Source organism: Streptomyces sp. P9-2 (assembly GCF_051903975.1).
Taxonomy (GTDB): domain Bacteria; phylum Actinomycetota; class Actinomycetes; order Streptomycetales; family Streptomycetaceae; genus Streptomyces; species Streptomyces cellulosae.
The window spans coordinates 5,516,161-5,535,117 of the sequence record NZ_CP192633.1 but is presented as its reverse complement, the minus strand read 5'-3'; the positions used below and the strand labels follow the sequence as shown (position 1 = coordinate 5,535,117).

Sequence of the window (18,957 nt, the reverse complement as noted above, 5' to 3'; positions counted from 1 at the left end):
CGCCCCGCGTGAAAACCCGCGTGCGCCGGTTCGTACCCCTCTGCGATCATCCACGAATGGCGCACGGTCTCGCATCTCTGGTCATCCGGCACACCCACCGCCTCCCCGCCCCCGAAGGTTCCGCCGGGCAAGGCGGCGCCGCCGCGCGGCAGTTCGACGCAGCACTGATGTCCGTGGGCTTCAAGCTGTCGGCGGAGCTGCTGGAGCGGCTGTCCGGACTGTCGGAGGCCGCGGTCGTGCACACCGCCCGGCGGACCCTGCGCACGGTGAGCGAGATGGTGGGCGACCATGTCCGGCACAACGCGTACTTCATCGACTTCCCGGCGAACGTGCCGGACACCGAGGAGTTCTGGACCGAGTGCGTGAGGAAGGCGCTCGCCGACGACGCCGCACGCGGGAGCGTGCTGACACAGCTGTCGCGCGGGGTGCTGAACCTGCTCACCCTCCCGACGTACGGCCGTTACCAGCACACGTACGAGCAGCTGCTCGCGGCGCAGGACGAGCTGATCGCCTCGGCGGGCGACCGGGTGACCGCCCTGCACCTCGGGCGGAATCTGGACGACGAACTCACCGACCTGTACCTGGCCCTGGCCGGCAGCACGACGCCGCTGGGCGAGGAGCACCTGGACGACCTCAGGACCCTTGCCCGGCACTGCGCGCTCGGACCACAGCCGGAGTCGATCCCCGTCCGGGAGAACCGGGCGGTCGTCAACGAGGCCCGGCTCATGGCCGGCGCGGACCTGCTGCTCGACACCGTCACCGACGTGCTGCGGCTGGCCTGCGCGCTGTCGGGCGGCGACGTGACGCTCCAGGAGCCCACCCGCTTCCGGTCCCTGCCCCGGCCGGTGCGCCGTGCCCTGCTCGCGGGCCTGGACGCCGTCGTCGCGGCGAACGCCGCCAAGCTGGCCGACGTGCACGCCCACCGCGAGCCCTTCAAGCGGCTCGGTGAGCGGCTCCACCCGCACGAGTACCCGCGGTGGCCGCACGCGGCCGAGGTGTTCGCGGTCGCCCGCGGGGAGAAGGAGGCACGGTCGTTCGACAGCCGTCTCGAGCGGCTGCTCGACGCGTACGACGTGCCCGGTGCGGTACGGCTGCTGGAGGCCGCGCCCGGCAAGCTGTTCCGCGCGCTGGACCTGCTGCTGCGTATCGCCTCCGGTCAGGAGGAGAGGGACGCCGTGGTGGACGCGGCGGTGCGGGTCGCTCCGCGGGTCTCCGGGCGGGTCGTGCTGTCCGTCCGTGAGCACTTCCACAACCGGGAACGGCAGACCGGCGAACCCCGGATCTTCGTCAACCGCCGGGGCCGTGGCTGGGCCGCTCCCGACGCCCGGCGTCCGGTGCCGGCCGCCGACCGCGACCGCCTGGTCGCCGCCCTCGACGCGGAGATGCGACGCAGGCTGCCGGCGCCCGGGCGGCTGCTGGTCGACCCCGACGTCCTCGACGTGGCGCTCCCCCTCAGCGGGAACGCTGCCGGGGCAGGACTCGGCGTGCTGCCGCGCGGCTCGGTCTCGGCGGTGGACGGGGAGCGGCTGCGGTTCTTCGTGTACTGGAAGGAGGCGGCGCGGCGGACCGACTACGACCTCTCGGCGCTGCTCCTCCGCGCCGACTACACCTCCGACTCGTGGCTGTCGTACACCTCGCTCAAGACGGTCGCGGGTGTGCACTCGGGGGACGTCACCGAGGCGCCGAACGGGGCCTCGGAGTTCATCGAACTGTCCCTGGACCGGGTGCGCGGCACGTTCATCGTCCCGCAGGTCAACATCTTCGCCGGCGAGGGCTTCGACGAGGTCGAGGAGTCGTTCTTCGGCTTCATGCTGCGGGACGGCCAGCAGAAGGGCCGGCCGTTCGAGCCGCGCACGGTGCGGATGAAGTCGGATCTGCGCGGCGGGGGCCGGGTGGCGCTGCCTTTGGTGTTCCGGCGGGAGGACGACGGCCGGTGGCGCGCGAAGTGGCTGCATCTGTATCTGCGGGGCATCTCCTCGGCCAACCGGGTGGAGGAGAACCAGGTGTCGGTGTCCAAGGTGGTGCGGGCGGTGGTGGAGCGGGAGTACCTGACGGTGCGGTACCTCACCGGTCTGATGGCCGACCGTGGGACGGCCGTGGAGGTGTGGGACGGCACGTCGGTCCCGGACGAGCCGGTGACGTACATCGGTCTGGAACGTCCCGAGGGGCTGCACCCGGACTCGGCCGTGATCACCCGCGAAAATCTGCGCGACCTCGTCCCGGACTGAGTGCTAGCGTAGTTTTCGGCAAGGCCATGAAAGGGCTTCCTTCTCAACTCCTTTCTGAAACAAGCTCTTTCGCTTTCCTTGCCACCGACGTCACTCCGGGCGGCGCGCACATCACCCTGCGGGCGCCGCCCGGAGTTGTCTCTCTAGGCGTCCCGGCCCGTCACCGGGTGGAAGTTGACGCGTTCGCTGACGACCGGGAAGCCGGCCTTCGCGAAGCACCCGGCCATCGGGATGTTGCCGCGGTCCGTGGCCGCGCCGACGTACTCCGCGCCCTGGTAGGCCAGGAGGCGGGTGCATTCCACGAGCAGGTCGAAGGCGTAGCCGTGGCCGCGGTGGTCCGGGAGCACACCGATGAAGCCGATCGTCGGGCCCGACGGGTTGTGCGCCGGGATGTGGATGCCGGCCAGCTCGCCGTCCGGGGTGTGGGCGGTCTGCCACCACTCGCGTGGGGACGGGCACCAGTGGAAGAAGTCGAGTTCCTCCTGGGCCGCCCGGTCGAGGCCACCCTCCTCGATCGCCTTGAGCGCGTGGGCGTCCAGGGTCGCCGAGTGGATGCGCCGCAGTGCGTCGAAGAAGACGGCGTCGTCGGGTTCTGCGCGGAAGGTCAGGCGGCCGGGCCGGTCGGGGAGGCCGCGGTCCGGCGTCCAGCGGTATCGGAAGCGTTCCACCAGGAGTTCGTAACCGGCGGCGCGTGCGGCGGTGAAGCGGGTCTCGGCGGCCCGGCTCAGGGCCGGGTCGTCGCGCCAGCCGCCGGGCAGGTTGATCTCGAGTTCGACCTGCCGGGGCGCGGAGCGCAGGAGTTCGGCTCCCGCCTCCTCCTCGCCCTCGGCCACGTCGAACCAGTTGACGTTGAGCGGCTCCGGGTCGTCGGGCCCGCCCCACCACGCGCCGCGCGCCACGACCTCTCCGTCGCGCAGGGCGACGCGCTTCCAGTCGGGGCGGAATCGCGTACGCCGGTGGGTCTCACGGGCGCCCAGCGGGTCGGGAAGTGCGTCGAACAGGTGGGCGTCGCTCGCGGAGAGCGTGCGGATGACCAGGTCGGTCATGGATTCCTCCGGGGTGCTTTCTGAAGCGCTCCCGGTCAGAACTCCTCGTGCACGCCGGGACGGTGGGGAAGGGAGCGCTGGAATGGGGTGAACCGCACGGCACTCGCCTCCTTCCGTCCGAGTCAGGGCGTGGGGGCACACGCTACGGGGGCGGCTGTGGTTCGTCCACGGGATTTCAGAGCTTCCAGGGCCGCCGCCGAGTGCGAGCCGGGTTCCGCCGTGAAGGTGACCAGGGACTGGCCCGGTTCCTTCGGGACGTCGAACGTCTGCTGGGTCACGGTCAGTTCGCCCACGGCCGGGTGCGCGAGGGCGTGTACGTCACGGCCGCACGGGGCGACGGTGTGGGCTTCCCACATGCTCCTGAACACCGCGCTCTGGGCCGTCAGTTCGGCGATCAGGGCGGCAAGGTGGGCGTCCCCCGGGTTGCGCGCGGTCAGGATGCGGAGGTTGCCGACCACCGCCCGGGCCTTCGCGGGCCAGTCGCGGTAGAGGGCGCGGGTGGGGGCGTCCAGGAAGACCAGGCGGGAGAGGTTGGGGCGGGCGGCCGGGTCGTCGGGTGCGGCGAAGTCCAGGTGGGGGGCGAGGAGGGCGTGGCCGGTGCGGTTCCAGGCCAGTACGTCGTTGCGGCGGCCGACGACCAGGGCGGGGACGTGGGCGGCCATGGTGGTCAGGAGCGTGCGCAGGTCGACGGAGACGGTTTCCGCGCCGCCCGGTGCGGTCGGGCGGCGGGTGCGGTGGGCGGTCGTCGAGGACAGGTCGTGCAGGTGGTCCCGTTCGGCCGGGGACAGGTGCAACGCCCTGGCCAGCGCGTCGAGGACTTCCGATGAGGCGTTGCCCTGCCGGCCCTGTTCGAGCCGGGTGTAGTAGCCGGCGCTGACGCCCGCGAGCAGCGCGACCTCCTCGCGGCGCAACCCGGGGACGCGCCGTCGGTCCCCGTACCGAGGCAGGCCGACGTCGTCGGGGCTCAGCCGCGCCCGCCGCGCCTTCAGGAACGCGCCGAGCGGTGATGTGCGGTCGTCCATGCGGCCAGTATGCGCGGGGGCGGTGGGGCGGAGCCTGCACCTGTCAGGGGTAGGCAGGAGCGGGGCTGGTGGCGGGTCGAGCGGGGGCCGCAGAGTCGGTCGTACGGCCGCGCCGCCCACTGCGGAGACGGCCCGCCACCCCTTGGCCAACCCTTTGTGAGGGAGACCCATGCCCACCGCCCGCACCGCATCGCCCCAGGTCACCACGCTCCGCCTGGGCGACGTCGAGATCACCCGCGTCATCGAGTTCTCCGACATCTCCCCGATGACGACCGACGTCTTCTTCCCCGGCAGCAAGCCGGAGGAGTGGCAGCGGCACGCCGCGCTGCTGGACCCGGACCACTGGGACGCCCGTACCGACCTGACCCGTGTCGCCACCCAGTCGTGGGTGCTGCGCAGCGAGGGCAGGGTGATCGTGATCGACACGGGGGCGGGGAACGGCAAGTACCGTCCGCTGCAGCCGATCTGGTCGTACCTGGACACCGGCTACCTGGCCGATCTGGCCGCCGTCGGCGTACGCCCGGAGGACGTCGACCTCGTCGTGAACACCCACCTGCACGACGACCACGTCGGCTGGAACACCTACCTCGACGGCCGTGACTGGGTGCCGACGTTCCCCAACGCGACGTACCTGATGCCGGCGATCGACGTGACGTACTGGCATCCCGACAACCTGCACCGCACCCAGTTCGGGCGGGGCAACCAGAACGTGTACGAGGACAGCGTGCAGCCGGTGATCGACGCGGGGCTCGTCACGACGTGGGAGGGGTCCTACGTCATCGACGGCAACCTCCGGCTCGAGCCCGCCCCCGGCCACACCCCGGGGTCGGCGGTCGTCCACCTGGAGTCCGGGGGTGAACGGGCTGTGTTCGCCGGGGACTTGCTGCACGGGGCGATCCAGATCCATGAGCCGCATCTGAACAGCTGCTTCGAGGAGGACGAGGAGGGCGCCCGCGCCAGCCGCGCACGGATGTTCGCGTACGCGGCCGACCATCGCGCCCTGGTGTTCCCGGCTCATCTGCCGGGGCAGGGGGCGTTCGAGATCCGGCGTGAGGCAAGCGGGTTCGGGCTGGCCCGGTGGGCGCCGTTCGCCCGTACCTGAGTCGATAAGTGGCCGCGTCGCAGCGGCTCACTGAACGCTGGTGCGGGCCACGGCCTCCAGTTGTCCGGGGTTCACCGGTTCCTGCGTCGCGTCGTGCGTCAGTGTGAGGCCGGTGCCCGTGCTGTCCGCCCGCCGGACGGCGCCGTGCCGGTCCTCCCACTCGACGAAGCTGCCGGGGGCGCCGTCGAGCAGCCCCAGTTCCCGCACCAGCGTGTCCAGGGAAGCGAAGCCGCGGGCGTCGCCCTTGCTCATGCTCCGGGTGCGCGTGTTGTGGTAGCGCATCTTGACGAACGGCACCTCGGTACGGTCGAGCTTGTTCGGCTGCAGCATCTTCCGGAACCTGCCCCATGCCTCCTCCTCGTTCTCCCTGCCCGAGATCTCACTGGCGTAGGCGGGGAAGACGGCGTAGGTGACGGCGGACAGCTCGGCGTTCTCGGCAGCGTGGTAGCCGTGCACCTCGGCTGCCGCCACCCCCACGGTGTCGAAGGGCGTCCCGTCGTGGTGGAAGCCGCCGACGGCCACCAGGGGCCGCCCCTGCCCCACGAAGGTGCCGTCATGAGCGCGCGCGTGGGCGAGCAGCGCCGTGACGAGCGCCTCGTCGTAGGGGCCCCGCACGTTGACCTGCAGATTGTGCCTGCCGTCGGTGGACAGTGCGGCGGTGAAGGTGAACATCGGGTTCGGCGACCACCGCCACGCGGATGCCAGGCCGGGAACGGGAGCGGCGCCGGGCATGGCGGACAGGACGGATTCAAGGTTCATGAGGCTGGCTCCTGTGCTGGGGACGGGGCCCTAGGTGCATGAGTAAAGGGTGGGGTGGACATCCTGACGGTAGGTGGCGTCCATGAGCGCACCGCCACGGGAGTTCTCGCTTCTCGTCATGGGCTCCATGTTGTCGGGATCGTTGTAGAAGTCGTTGCGGGTTGCCCGGTCGGAACGGTAGCCCGTCTGGTTCCAGTGATCGACCACCGGCGTCAGGTGCTCGTACGTGAGCTGGTTGGACGGGATGATCTCGCCTGCGGCGTTGCGCCAGGTCAGCTCGGACCTGGGGACGCGTTCCATGATCTGACGGCCCTGGGGGTCGAGCTGTCCGGTGGGACGCATCGGTGTGCCGCCCTGTGCGATGCCCTCGTCGGTCCACGTGGCGGCCATGGCGTCATGGGTGGACTGGCGATAGCTGCCGGGGTACTCGGTGTCCCGGTTGTGGGTCTGTACGGGCGAGTTCGGGTCCCTCTCCCACCGGCCGCGCTGGCCGCGGACGCGGATGAGACCCAGCGGGTCGAGGAGCAGGAGCGGGTTGGTGACGTAGGCGTAGTCGTTCGGGTCCGGGGCCAGGCCCAGGGGATCGGCGCTGAGGTAGCGCGCGGTCTCCGGGTCGTAGTAACGGAAGTAGTTGTAGTTCCAGCCGGTCTCGGCGTCCGCGTACTGCCCGGGGAAGCGCAGGGGGCACTCGGCTTCCGAGCCCGGGGGCGGTGCGCCGGTCGGCTGCCCCCAGGCCGTGAATCTGCGGTGCCAGACTATTCGGCCGTCCGCCGAGACGAGTTCGGTCGGCGTTCCGACGAGGTCGGTGACGATGGCGTAGAAGCGGGCGTCGGTATCGCTCGGGTCGCTTCCGCCTCGGCCCGCCGTCGGCCGTTCGCGGCCACCGCTCACTGTCTGGGCGACGGGACGGTGGGAACCCGGAGCGTAGTCCCAGGTGGTGACGGTGCCGTCGGTCTCGATCTGTTCGGCGAGGCGTGTTCCGTCCCAGCTGAATGTCGTCTCCTCCAGGACGTCCCCGTCTGCGCCGAGGCGCTGTTTGCCGACCCGTCGGCCGTCCGGATCGTAGGTGTAGCGCCACTCGGCTCCGTCCGGTGTGACGGCCCGGACCAGGCGGTCCTCCGGGCTCCACCCGTAATGGGAGGTGCGCCGTCCGCCGCTGAGGAGACGGACGGTCTTGCGGATCAGGCGTCCTTGGCCGTCGTAGGTGTAGGCGGTGCGTCCGGCGCGACGCAGTCTCGTACCGTCGAATTCTCGGGGCTGCGGTTCCGCGGTGCCGCCGTGCCGGGTAGTGGCGACGAGGTTGCCCGCGCGATCGTACCCGTAACTCTCCTCGCGGTCGGCGGTCCTGACGCCGGACAGCCGGCCGACCGGATCCACGTCGAACCGGCGGCGCTCGCCGAGCAGTTCGTCGATCTCCCTGAGCACTCCGTCGATGTCGTACTCGTAGGTGCGGTGCTGGAGCAGCTCACCGCCCGCGTCACCCCTGCCGCGGCCGGGCGTGGTCACAGACTGTCCGGTCAGCCGGTCGGAGTCGTCCCAGCTCTGGTGGAGCACCGCCTCCGTACCGAGGGTTCTGCGGATCTCACGATGTGCGGCGTCGTATGCGAAGCGCAGTTGGCTGCCGGTGCCGGTCAAGGTGTGCGGGTGGCCCGTCGCCTCGTAGGTCCAGGTGGAGGTGATGCCCGAGGGAGTACGTCGGCTCATGCGGCGGCCGAGGGCATCGTAGGTGTACGTGGTGGTCCGGCCGTTGACCGTTTCGGTCAGGGTGCGGCCCATGGCGTCGTAGGTACGTTCGACCGCCGTGTCGTGGTTGGCCGCGCGGAGCAGTGAGCCGGCGCTGTCGTACTCGTAGGTGGTGACCTCGTCCGCCGTGCGGTACTGGCGTGGCCGGCCGAGCAGGTCCACGGTCACGTCGGTGGTCTGACCTGCGCCGTTGGTCCACGAGGTACGCTGCCCGGCCGCGTCGTGTGTGTAGGTGAGCGTGCGGCCGTTGAAGTCCGTCTCCCGGATCAGGTGGTTGGCCTCGTCGTACGCGTACTGCCAGGTACGGCCGTCCGCGTTGTGAACACCGGTCAGGTTCAGTTCGGTGTCGTAGGCGAACGTGTAGCGGCGGCCGTCCGGTGTGATGCGGGAGGTGGGCTGGTGGAAGTGGGTGAATTCGTACGAGGTGACCGCACCGTTGCGGGCCGTGTGGGAGACGAGGTTGCCTTCACCGTCCCAGCCCCACGCCTCCGTCGCGCCGTCCGGGAAGGAGCGCCACGAGGCCAGTCCTTCGACGGTCCAGCCGAATCGGTCGGTGGCACCGGAGGCGTCGGTCACCGCAGTCACGCGTCCGAAGGAGTCGCGCCGCGCTCGGGTCGTCCGGCCCTCCGGGTCGGTGAAGGCCACCGGCAGGCCGGCCGGGTCGGTCTGGATGTGCCGGGTGTGACCGAGCGCGTCGGTGACCGAGACGGGCCGCCCCATGGCGTCGTATCCGTAGCGGGTGGCTGCGCCGGACGGGTCGGTGACAGTCAGACGATTTCCTTGCTCGTCATAGGTGTAGCTCCAGAACGAACCGTCGGGTTCCGTGAGCCGGAGGGTGCGTCCTGCCTCGTCGTACTCGGCCCGGGTCGAGCTGAGGTCGGGCCTGACCACCTCGGTCAGGTGACCGGCCGCGTCGAAGACCTGACGGGTCGTGCGGCCCAGCGGGTCGGTCCAGGAGACCAGGCGTCCGTGCCGGTCCCACTCCCGGCGGATCGATGCTCCCAGGGGGTCGGTGACCTGCACGAGTTGCAGACGCTCGTCGAACCGGTACGCAGTGACCCGGCCAAGGGAGTTGCGGTACCTGTTGACGCGTGCCGCGTCGTCGTAGGTGAGGGAGCAGTCCAGAAAGCCGTCCGCTCCCCTGCCGGCCGTGACCCTGTGCCGCTCGTCATAGGTGTAGCGGTACCAGCCACCGTTGCGGTCGGTCCAGCTCGTGATGCGGGACTCGGCGTCGTAGGTGAGCTGGAAGTCCCGGCCCTGCCCGTCGGAGACGGCGCAGAGGTTGCCCTCCGCGTCGTAGCGGTAGCGTCGCACCACCGCCCACGGTGCGTGGGCTTCCGCGCCGTAGCCGTCTTCCGGGGAGCTGCGAACGCTCAATGACGTGACCCGGCCGTGTTCCGTGGCGACGGCCACCCGGTAGCCGCCCGAGTGGCGCAGCTCGGCGAGGTCGCCCGCCTCGTCGTAGAGGAAGTCGATGCGGTGCCCATTGCGATCGGTGATCGCGGCGAGGGGCAGGATGTAGGCGGCAGTGTCACCGTCGCGCCGTGCGCCGGGGGCGAAGTGATGCGCTCGTCCGGTCTCGTCGTCGTGAACGACGATCGTGCCTCCGCCGTCACCGTTCCACGTCAACGGCCGTCGAGGCCCTTCAAGAGGCAAGGTCGCGGTGCCGGGCGCGGGGATCGGATAGGCCAGGAGCATGCCGTCCTCACTGGCGAACACCACTCCCTGGTCGTCGATCTCCAGGCGTTGGTCCAGCGTCGATGTCCAACTGGCTCCGAAGCAGCGACCCCAGCGGTAGGTGGAGACATGGGTACGTCGGACGATCAGCGGCAGGAGCCCGCCGAGTTCCAGGTCCACCTGCTCCATGAGCATCTCGCCGGACACCATGTCGATCGGGTCGCCGCCCCGGCACCGGCCCTTGTAGGGCTTGGCTTTCGCGAGAAGGTTCTTGGCGCCGGAGCGCAACGTCTTCAGGCCGCCCCGGACGGCGGTGGCCATCCCCTTCATGCCTTTGGCCATCGCACCAAGGGATGTGAGGCCCTTGACTCCGGGTATGCAGTCCAGGGCTGCCAGCCCCACGTCCCACAGCGACGCCTGCCCTTGGCGATATTTGTTGAGAGTGTCGGCGAGGACGACAAGAGCGGCCACGACGACGATCGCGGCGAGGATCGGCCCCCCGATGATCATCGCAACGATGCCGACGACCGCGACGACGACCTTGGAGACGGCGACGATCGAGTCCCAGTTGTCGGTGAACCAGTCCCCGATGTCCTCCCACCACGACCGGTTCTGGATGCCGGCGTCCGACGCCTCGTCGATTTTCGACTTGGCCTCGCGGGCCGCGTCCTCACGCATCTTGCGCGCGTCCTCGGCCATCTTCTTCGCCGCGTCCAGCGCGCTCTGCGCGTCCTCCACGGCCGACCGGGCGTTGCTCTGCGCGGTTTTGGCCTGCTGGACGTCCCGGGTGGCCGCGCGGACCTGCGCCTCGTCCGGCTTGTCGGCGTCCGACTTCCTGCCGGTCGGGTCGTCCTTGTACTTGTCGGCCTCCTTCGACGCCCGCGTCACCCACGACTCCGCCGAGGCGAGCTTCGACTGAGCCGAGGACAGGTTCTCCCGTGCCTCCCGCGCCTGACGCAGCGCCTTGTCCGCCAGAGCCTGCGCCCGCTCCAGTTTCGGCCAGAAGTCGGCGAGCGCGTCACCGCACATGCCGTAGGACTTCTCGAGCTTCTTCAGGTTCTTCGGTACGCCGGAGAACTCCTCCTTGAAGACGGCGGCCGACTTTCCCGCCCACTCCGCGAGCGTGCTCTCCCCCGCCATGCCCCTCACCAGACGCAACGCCTCGGACACGTCGTCGGCGAAGTCGTGCAGCGTCCTGGCGAGCGTGCGCACCCGCTGCGGATCTCCGGGGGTCGGGTCCTTGTCCAGGTCCAGAACATGCCAGTCACTCGGCCTGTGGCCCACCATCGCGCAACCCCCGTCAACACCTGTCGGCGCATCAACAACTCATGTGCACGCGTGAACTTACTTGGAACATTGATTCGAGGAGAAGAGGGCTTCTTGCCGCCGAAGTCACCGCATCGCAGGGACCGTGGCGGGTGGCGGGCAGCAGTCGAACACGCAGCGGTCCTGTCAGCGTGATCGCGTAGGTTGCGGCTCTTCGAAGATCTACGTGAAGGAGTGGACGTGGGCGGCGGCCTGCTCCGATGAACAGGTCGACGGTCTCGTCGAGGCCAGCCTGGCGCGCCAGCGCGTCTCCGCCGAGCAGCCCGCCCCGATGTTCGACTTCGTCCAGGAAGAGGTCACGCTGCGCAGGCCGCTCGGGGGCAAAATGGTCATGCGCAAGCAGCTCGAACATCTGTTGGAGGTGGGTCGGCGGCGGAACATGGACATCCAGGTGCTGCCCACGAATCGTGAGGACCACGCGGGCCTCGCGGGGGCGCTCCAACTGCTGCGGCTCAAGGAGGGGCCCACCGTGGGGCGCGTCGAGGTTCAGCTGTTCAACCGGCGGATCTCCGACCCCGAAGGAGATCCAGATCCTGGAGATCCGCCATGGCATCATCCGGGCGCAGGCCCTCACACCCCGTGAGTCGCTGGCCTTCATCGAGAAAGTGCTGGGAGAGACATGACCGCCAAGTCCCGCACGGAACTGACCTGGTTCAAGAGCAGCTACAGCACGAACGACGGACCTGAGTGCGTGGAGGTCGCACTCGCCCCCGCCGCCGTCCGCGTACGCGACTCGAAGCGGATACCGGGCCCCCACCTCACCTTCACCCCCACCCAATGGTCCGCCTTCCTCCCCTACGCGTCCGGACGCCGATGACCCGACCGCTCACCGCCGCCCAGCGCCGGCTGATCGAGGCCGCGGACCCCGAGACCGGGCGTCTCAAAGGGACCGAGGCCCAGCTCACCGCGCTGGTGAAGCGCGGCCTCGCCTTCCGGCATCCGCGGCCCCCGCACGACCACTTCCTCACCCCCGCCGGGCACCGGGCGCGCGAGGCCGCGGGCGAACCATCCGATCCCAGCGAGCCGCAGCCACAGCCGCAGGCACAGCCGCAGGCACCCGCCACCACCAGCGGCGTCTTCACCGCCCGCGTCGGCGGCGAGCCCGTACCCCCCGCCGCCGAGGGCGCCGCCCGTGCACGGGAGGTCCGCAGCGCATGGCAGGGCATGCTGGAACTGCGCCGCATGACCAACCCCGACGCGTCGACCGACCGCCCCTGCGCCTGGGAGCGCACGCACCTCGTGCAGGCCGCCGCGCTGGCGCTGGAGGCGGCCGGGCACCGGCCGGCGGGGGCGGCGGACGGGGACGACGGCTACCGGGTGCGGGAGACCCCGCAGCCGGACGCCGTCGCCGTGTACGCGCCGGACGCGGCCATGCTGCGGGGTTGCGCGGAGACGCTGGAGGGGGCGGGCTGGCAGGCCGGGGAGTACACGGAGCCCCGGACGCGGAGGCGTTACGTCCTGGCCTCTCCGCGCCGTGTCTGAGGGGCGTGCCAAGATCGGTGGATCGGGTGACGAACCGAACCGGTGTGAAGGGGACGCAGTGAGCGAGCCGTATGCCGTCCGCGTGACCGTGCGCGGATACGAGACCGACGTGCAGGGCCATCTGAACCAGGCGGTGTATCTGAACTACGCGGAGCACGCACGCTGGTCGTTGCTCCAGGAGGCCGGGATCACCCAGTCGCGTCTTCAGGCGCACGGGGTGGGGCCGGTCGCGCTGGAGACCACGATCCGCTACAAGCGGGAACTGCTCGCCGGTGACGAGGTCGACGTGAGCTGCGTCTTCGAGTGGGGCGGCGGCAAGACCTTCACCATCCGGCAGACCATCACGAAGACGGACGGCACGGTCGCGGCGGAGGTCAGCGCCGTCGGCGGCCTGCTGGACCTGGAGAAGCGCAAGCTGGTCCCCAACCCACAGGGCGTGTTCCGCGAGCTGACGAAGGACACCGCCCTCTTCGGGCTGGACGGCGACACCTAGGTCCAGGAACCCGGCCGCAGACCTTGCCGCGTCGGCGCTCGGCGACACCCCGTCATCAGCATCGGCGCAGCACCGCAGCGGACTTGCGGAGCAGCCCACGACTGGATCAGCTGCCTGGCGGCTCGTCCTACGCACGTCCCGCCCTGGGCGCCGCTCCACGGCCCGCTTGGGCGAGCCCCTCAGCGGTGTCCGGGGGTGCTTGTCCATGGCGCGGTGAGGGCGGGCCGCCATGGAGACGGCAGCGAGGAGGAGGAAGAGTGGTCCGTAGCCGCCCAGGGGTGCGGTGAGGGCGGCGTCGGCGAAGGGTGCGAGGGCTGCGGCTGCGGTGGCCGGTGCGGCGAGGAGCCCGGAGAGCCGGCCGTAATGGGCGGCGCCCCAGCGGTCGGTGACGGCAGTCGCCTGCAGCAGAGTGAGGTTGCCACGCACCATGCCGGCCGCGACCGATACGGCGATGAGCAGGGCGTAGGGGCTGGGGACGACAGCGAAGGCGGCGGTCCTCAGGCCCCCGAGCGCGATCAGGACTGTGGTGCGGGCCGTTGCCGTGGTGCGGCGGGCGAGAGCTGCGTACAAGGTACGGCCGAGGGTCTGTCCGGCGCCGCCGGTGCCGAGGACGCAGGCCGCTTGGCCGGCGGTGTACCCGCGTTCCAGGAGGAGGGGGACCAGAGCGACGACGACGGCGTACATCGCGAAGGCCGACAAGGTGAATGCGGCGGCGAGCAGCAGGAACGGCCTGCTGCGCCCGATCTCGGCCTCGCGCCGAAGGGCCCTGCCGGCACCGGATCAGTGCTCCGCCGGACAGACAGACCCCGGACTAGGCGTCCACCAACTCGGGGTCGTGGGCGGCGTCGTAGGCCGCCCGTGACTCGGCGATGTAGACGCGGTGGCGTTCGGCCCAGTCGGTCAGGCGCAGCAGGGTCTCGTACAGTTCCTCCGCCGCCGGGGTGAGGGCGTACTCCACCTTGGGCGGCACGGTCGGATGGACGGTGCGGCTGACCAGTCCGTCGCGTTCCAGCTGCCGCAGCGTCAGGGTGAGCATGCGGCGGCTGATCCCCTCGATGCCGCGCTCCAGTTCCGTGAAGCGGATGGGCCCCTGGGCCGCCGCCACCAGGATCTGCACGCTCCACTTGCCGGCGACCCTGTCAAGAACTTCCCGCACCGGGCACGCGTGCGCGTTCACTGCCTGCGGGGTAACACCGGTGTTCCTCCGTGACATCCGACTGCCTCCTTACGGCGCCCTCCATGGTCACTGACGATGTACCCCGTTACAAGTCGTGCACCTTTGGAGGTCGTACCCATGTCCACCTCTACGGAGTCACCGGTCTCCGTGGCCCCGCGCCGCGTCTTCTCCCGCTGGGCCGCTCTCGCCGTGCTGTGCGCGGGAACGCTGATGACGATCCTGGACGGGAACATCGTCACGGTCGCCATGCCCGCGATCCAGAGCGACCTGGGTTTCAGCGCGCCGGGGCTGGCGTGGGTCGTCAACGCGTATCTGATCCCGTTCGGCGGGCTGCTGCTGCTCGTCGGGCGGCTCGGGGACCTGGTGGGCCGGAGGCGGATGTTCACCTCCGGGCTCGCCGTGTTCACCGCGGCGTCCGTGCTGTGCGGGGTGGCGGACGAGCGGGCCGTGCTGATCGCGGCGCGCGCCCTTCAGGGGGTGGGCGGGGCCATGACGTCGGCCGTGGTGCTGGGCATGGTGGTGGCGCTGTTCCCGCAGGGCCGTGAACAGGCGGCGGCGATCGCGGTGTTCAGTGCCGTGGGGGCGGCGGGCGGCGCGCTCGGCACATTCCTCGGCGGGGCGCTGACGCAGGCGTTCGGCTGGCACTGGATCTTCCTGATCAACCTGCCGATCGGGGTGGTGGCGCTGGTCGCGGCGGTGCGCGTCCTGGCCGACGACCGGCCGGACCCGGGTGCGGGGTTCGCGCGGAACGCCGACCACGTCGGGGCCGCACTGATCACCGGCGCGCTGACGCTCACCGTGTACGTCATCGTCGGCTCCGGCGAGCGTGCCGCCGGGCGCACCCTGTCGCTCTCCGCGCTCGCCCTCGCGCTGCTCGCGGGCTTCGTCGTGCGTCAGGCGCGGGCCGCGCGTCCGCTGCTGCGGCTCGGGCTGTTCCGGTCGCGGCTGCTGAGCGGGGCGAACGCCGTGCAGATCCTGATGATCGCGACGATGTACGGCTTCCAGTTCATCGGCGCGCTGTACCTCCAGCGGGTCCTCGGCCACGACGAGCTGACCACCGGGCTGGCCTTCCTGCCGGCGCCCGTGGTGATCGGGGTGCTGATGGTCGGTCTGTCGGCGCGCGTCGTGAGCCGGTTCGGCGGGCATCGGGTGCTGCTGTCGGGGCTGGTGCTGATCACCGTGGGGATGGCGCTGCTCAGCCGTGCGCCCGAGAACGGGGTGTACATGACGGACGTACTGCCGCCGATGCTGCTGCTCGCCGTCGGGTTCGCGGCGGCGATGCCCGCGCTGACCGGGCTGGCGATGTCGGGGGCGCGGGAGGAGGACGCGGGGCTCGCGTCGGGGCTGTTCAACACCACGCAGGTGGTCGGCGGTTCGCTGGGGCTGGCCGGGCTGTCGGTGCTCGCGGCCGGCCGGACCGACACCCTGCTGGGCGAAGGCGCCGGAGTGGTGGCGGCGACGGCGGAGGGGTATCAGGTGGCGTTCCGCGTGGCGGCTGTGATCGCCGCGGGCGCGCTGGGACTGGCGGCGGTCGTGCTGCGGACGCCTCGTCAGAAGACGTAAGAACCACGACGGTTGGAAGTGCGAGGTGAAGGACGGGTTCCGGATCACCGGGACCCGGTTCCTGCTTTCATCCGATGAAAGTTTCCTCCGTTCGGCTCCCAAGTTTCCTGGCCATCCACTCCTACAGTGGACCAGACCACCAGAGAAGCAAGGAGACTCTTTACACGCTGTGAATCTACGTGCGTAACTAATGACGCGCGCACGTCAAGGAAGTAAGGAACTGCCCAGGTGGCAGCGGCCGACGTCACCTCCTTCTCATCCCCACATGTGTCAGGAGGCAAGTCCATGCAGGTACTCCCCCACGTTTCCCGCCTCGGCAGACGCACGGCCACCGCGCTCGGCGTCCTCGGCGCCGCCCTCGCGCTCACGGCCACGTCCGCCACCGGAGCGAACGCCGCACCGCAGCCCGACCCGCAGCCCCTCACCGTCAAGCCCGGCCAGGCGTACATGGGCGTCGGCGCCCGCATCCACGAGGGCAACCCCGCCGCCGAGGAACCGGCGCGCGGGCTGCTGGCCCCCACGGACGGCGTGCAGGGCATCGACGTGTCGCACTGGCAGGGCAGCATCAACTGGACCTCCGTGCGCAACGCCGGCATCCAGTTCGCCTGGATCAAGGCGACCGAGGGAACCAACTACAAGGACGACCGCTTCAACACCAACTACCCCGCCGCGCACTCCGCGGGCGTGATCCGCGGGGCGTACCACTTCGCGCTCCCCAACGCCTCCAGCGGGGCCACCCAGGCGGGCTACTTCGCGAGCAACGGCGGCGCCTGGTCGCGCGACAACCTGACACTGCCGGGCGTGCTGGACATCGAGCACAACCCGTACGGGGCCATGTGCTACGGCCTGTCCACCACGCAGATGCGCACGTGGATCAACGACTTCTACACCACCTACAAGGCCCGCACGAGCCGGGACGTCGTCATCTACACGACGGCGAGCTGGTGGAACACCTGCACCGGCAGCTGGACCGGCATGTCGTCCAAGAGCCCGCTGTGGGTGGCGCACTGGACCTCCGCGTCGTCGCCCACCCTCCCCGCCGGCTTCCCCACCTGGACCGTGTGGCAGTACACCTCCACCGGCTCGGTCTCCGGCGTCTCGGGCAACGTCGACCGCAACAAGTTCAACGGCTCCCGCGACCGGCTCCTGGCGCTCGCCAACAACACGTGACGGGCTGACAGACCCGCACGCACGCGGCCACGCGGAGGGGCCGACGTCCTCGGACGCCGGCCCCTCTCCGTTTTTCCCCCCACACCCCCTCTCCCGAGGAGTGATCGTGCAGCCCAGCAACCTCTTCCGGCGCCGTCTCCTGCTCGCCGGCGCGGCCGGACTCGCCGCCGGCGCCGTGTCCGGTGTCGCGCACGCGCGCGGCGCGGACGCCGTGCAGCCCGACATCGACGGCACGAAGGTCTGGGGCGCCCGGTCCCCGCAGGGGACCGTCAGCGTCCTGCAGTACCGGCCCAGCCGGCTCGTGGTCCACCACACCGTGTCCGCCAACGTCACCGACTACTCCCGTGCCCGGGCGCACGCCCACGCCCGCTGGGTGCAGGACCTGCACATGGACGACAACGGCTGGGTGGACACCGGCTACAACTTCCTGGTGAGCCGCGGCGGCTGGATCACCGAGGGCCGCACCGGCAGCCTTTCGGCACTCAACGGCGGGCGGACGTTCGTGCTCGGCGCCCACACCTCCGGGCAGAACACGCAGGCCGTCGGCATCGCCTGCGAGGGCCAGTACCACGCGGGCGCCCAGCCGCCCAAGGCACAGTGGGACGTGCTGGTGGCGCTGTGCGCGTACGCCTGCGACCAGTACGGGATCGCGTCCACGCAGATCTTCGGGCACAAGGACTACGGCACGACCGAGTGCCCGGGCGTCTACCACGACATGCTGCCGCAGCTGCGCGCGGAGGTGGCGGCGGCCCGGTCCTGACCGGGCCGCCGGACCGTCAGGAGGCCGCCGGCGTCTTGCCCTGGGAGGCGAGGTCCTCACCCGTCTCCATCGGATGGGTGACGTCGGCGGCCTCTCGGCCGCCCCGGCCCAGGTGGTTGAAGACGAGGTTCAGCAGGACCGCGACCACGCAGCCGGTGGAGATGCCGGAGTCCAGGACGATGCGGGCCGTCTCCGGGAACGCGTGGTAGAACTCGGGCGCGCTGATCGGGATGACGCCGACGGCGAGGGACACGGCGACGACGAGGACGTTGTTGTCCTTGTCCAGGCCCGCCTTGGCGAGGGTCTGGATGCCGCTGGCGGCGACCGACCCGAAGAGGACCACCCCCGCGCCGCCGAGCACCGGGCGCGGCACGACGGCGATGAGCGAGGCGGCGACCGGGCACAGGCCCATGAGGACGAGGAAGCCGCCGCCGGTGGCGACGACGAACCGGCTGCGGATCCGCGTCATCGCGACGAGCCCGATGTTCTGGGCGAACGCGCTGCACATGAAGCCGTTGAACAGCGGGGCGATCGCCGAGCCGAGCGTGTCGGCGCGCAGTCCGGCCGCGATGGTCCTCTCGTCGGCGGGGCGCTCGACGATCTCGCCGAGGGCCAGCATGTCGGCGGTCGACTCGGTCATCGACACGACCATCACCACGCACAGCGAGAGGATCGCGGCGAGCTGGAACTGCGGGGCGCCGAAGTGGAACGGCGTGGGGAAGCCGATGAGGTCCGCGTCGGCGACCGGGGAGAAGTCGGTGACGCCGAACGGGATCGCGATCAGGGTGCCGGCGACCATGCCGAGCAGCACGGCGATCTGCTTGACGAAGCCGCGGGTGAAGCGGCGCAGCAGCAGCACGATGAGCAGGGTCAGCGCGGCGAGGCCGAGGTTGGTGGCCGAGCCGTAGTCGTCGGCGTCGGGGCTTCCTCCCTGTGCCCAGCCGAAGGCGACGGGCAGCAGGGAGACGCCTATCAGGGTGATCACGGTGCCGGTGACCACGGGCGGGAAGAAGCGGACCGCCTTGCTGAAGAAGGGCGCGGCGAGGAAGCCGAGCAGTCCGGCGACGATGACCGCGCCGAAGATGATGGGCAGGGCGTCCTTCTTGTCGTCGGTGGAGGCGACGATCGCGGTCATGGGGGCGACGCCGGCGAAGGTGACGCCGTTGACGAACGGCAGCCGGGCGCCGATCTTCCAGATGCCGACGGTCTGCAGGAACGTGGCGAGACCCGCGGTGAACAGGCAGGCGCCGGTGAGGAAGGTGAGTTCGGCGGGGGTGAGACCGACGGCCGCGCCGACGATCAGGGGCGGGGCGACGACGCCCGCGTACATGGCGGCCACGTGCTGGAGGCCGGTCGTCGCCATTTTCGGCGCGGGGAGTTTCTCGTCTACGGGGTGGTCGGCCACTGCG

The 18,957-nt window shown here is 70.6% G+C and carries 14 protein-coding genes and 2 pseudogenes; 9 read left to right on the top strand and 7 right to left on the bottom strand.

Annotated elements, in window-relative coordinates; genetic code table 11:
• The first annotated feature begins 56 nt into the window (after positions 1–56).
• The gene (locus ACQY0Z_RS25165) at positions 57–2,228 is read left to right on the top strand and encodes a hypothetical protein (protein ID WP_439812845.1); all 2,172 of its coding nucleotides are present in this window, start codon (positions 57–59) and stop codon (positions 2,226–2,228) included.
• 143 nt (positions 2,229–2,371) lie between these two features.
• Here the strand turns inward: ACQY0Z_RS25165 and ACQY0Z_RS25160 are convergent, their stop codons facing one another.
• Together ACQY0Z_RS25160 and ACQY0Z_RS25155 are read right to left on the bottom strand one after the other, a co-directional pair.
• Complete coding sequence (locus tag ACQY0Z_RS25160; RefSeq protein ID WP_439812844.1) at positions 2,372–3,274, bottom strand: GNAT family N-acetyltransferase; 903 nt, start codon at positions 3,272–3,274, stop codon at positions 2,372–2,374.
• A 122-nt stretch (positions 3,275–3,396) separates the two neighbouring features.
• On the bottom strand, positions 3,397–4,296 hold the full coding sequence (locus ACQY0Z_RS25155; protein WP_189899003.1) for a helix-turn-helix domain-containing protein: 900 nt from the start codon (positions 4,294–4,296) through the stop codon (positions 3,397–3,399).
• 169 nt (positions 4,297–4,465) lie between these two features.
• Here ACQY0Z_RS25155 and ACQY0Z_RS25150 point away from each other — a divergent pair, with 169 nt between their 5' ends.
• Positions 4,466–5,398: an MBL fold metallo-hydrolase gene (locus ACQY0Z_RS25150; RefSeq protein WP_189899005.1), complete on the top strand. Its 933-nt coding sequence runs from the start codon at positions 4,466–4,468 to the stop codon at positions 5,396–5,398.
• A 27-nt stretch (positions 5,399–5,425) separates the two neighbouring features.
• Here the strand turns inward: ACQY0Z_RS25150 and ACQY0Z_RS25145 are convergent, their stop codons facing one another.
• Together ACQY0Z_RS25145 and ACQY0Z_RS25140 are read right to left on the bottom strand one after the other, a co-directional pair.
• On the bottom strand, positions 5,426–6,157 hold the full coding sequence (locus ACQY0Z_RS25145; RefSeq protein WP_254587565.1) for a hypothetical protein: 732 nt from the start codon (positions 6,155–6,157) through the stop codon (positions 5,426–5,428).
• A 30-nt stretch (positions 6,158–6,187) separates the two neighbouring features.
• Positions 6,188–10,864: an RHS repeat-associated core domain-containing protein gene (locus tag ACQY0Z_RS25140; protein ID WP_439812843.1), complete on the bottom strand. Its 4,677-nt coding sequence runs from the start codon at positions 10,862–10,864 to the stop codon at positions 6,188–6,190.
• A 235-nt stretch (positions 10,865–11,099) separates the two neighbouring features.
• On the opposite strand from ACQY0Z_RS25140, the pseudogene ACQY0Z_RS25135 reads away from it, so the two are divergent.
• The 4 genes and pseudogenes from ACQY0Z_RS25135 to ACQY0Z_RS25120 form a co-directional block, all read left to right on the top strand.
• A pseudogene (locus ACQY0Z_RS25135) lies at positions 11,100–11,526 on the top strand (DUF5753 domain-containing protein); the annotation flags it as partial.
• Complete coding sequence (locus tag ACQY0Z_RS25130; protein ID WP_254587268.1) at positions 11,523–11,720, top strand: DUF397 domain-containing protein; 198 nt, start codon at positions 11,523–11,525, stop codon at positions 11,718–11,720. The pseudogene ACQY0Z_RS25135 and the gene ACQY0Z_RS25130, both read left to right, overlap by 4 nt.
• Entirely contained in the window at positions 11,717–12,385 is a 669-nt protein-coding gene (locus ACQY0Z_RS25125) for a hypothetical protein (protein WP_439812842.1), read from the top strand. Before ACQY0Z_RS25130 ends, ACQY0Z_RS25125 begins: the two co-directional genes overlap by 4 nt.
• 58 nt (positions 12,386–12,443) lie before the next feature.
• Positions 12,444–12,878, top strand: coding sequence for an acyl-CoA thioesterase (locus ACQY0Z_RS25120; protein ID WP_439812841.1), 435 nt, complete (start codon positions 12,444–12,446; stop codon positions 12,876–12,878).
• Between the two features lie 179 nt (positions 12,879–13,057).
• Here the strand turns inward: ACQY0Z_RS25120 and ACQY0Z_RS25115 are convergent.
• Both ACQY0Z_RS25115 and ACQY0Z_RS25110 read right to left on the bottom strand, forming a co-directional pair.
• Positions 13,058–13,625 (bottom strand): annotated as a pseudogene (locus tag ACQY0Z_RS25115) (MFS transporter); the annotation flags it as partial.
• Positions 13,626–13,689: 64 nt separating this feature from the next.
• Positions 13,690–14,091: a winged helix-turn-helix transcriptional regulator gene (locus ACQY0Z_RS25110; RefSeq protein WP_254587270.1), complete on the bottom strand. Its 402-nt coding sequence runs from the start codon at positions 14,089–14,091 to the stop codon at positions 13,690–13,692.
• A gap of 81 nt (positions 14,092–14,172) precedes the next feature.
• On the opposite strand from ACQY0Z_RS25110, the gene ACQY0Z_RS25105 reads away from it, so the two are divergent.
• The 3 genes from ACQY0Z_RS25105 (at position 14,173) to ACQY0Z_RS25095 (ending at position 17,548) form a co-directional block, all read left to right on the top strand.
• The gene (locus tag ACQY0Z_RS25105) at positions 14,173–15,618 is read left to right on the top strand and encodes an MFS transporter (protein ID WP_439812840.1); all 1,446 of its coding nucleotides are present in this window, start codon (positions 14,173–14,175) and stop codon (positions 15,616–15,618) included.
• Positions 15,619–15,903: 285 nt separating this feature from the next.
• The gene (locus ACQY0Z_RS25100; protein ID WP_189899019.1) at positions 15,904–16,788 is read left to right on the top strand and encodes a lysozyme; all 885 of its coding nucleotides are present in this window, start codon (positions 15,904–15,906) and stop codon (positions 16,786–16,788) included.
• A gap of 100 nt (positions 16,789–16,888) precedes the next feature.
• Positions 16,889–17,548: a peptidoglycan recognition protein family protein gene (locus tag ACQY0Z_RS25095; protein ID WP_254587273.1), complete on the top strand. Its 660-nt coding sequence runs from the start codon at positions 16,889–16,891 to the stop codon at positions 17,546–17,548.
• Positions 17,549–17,564: 16 nt separating this feature from the next.
• On the opposite strand, the gene ACQY0Z_RS25090 is transcribed toward ACQY0Z_RS25095, so the two are convergent.
• Positions 17,565–18,953: a nucleobase:cation symporter-2 family protein gene (locus ACQY0Z_RS25090; protein ID WP_439812839.1), complete on the bottom strand. Its 1,389-nt coding sequence runs from the start codon at positions 18,951–18,953 to the stop codon at positions 17,565–17,567.
• Between the last annotated feature and the right edge of the window lie 4 nt (positions 18,954–18,957).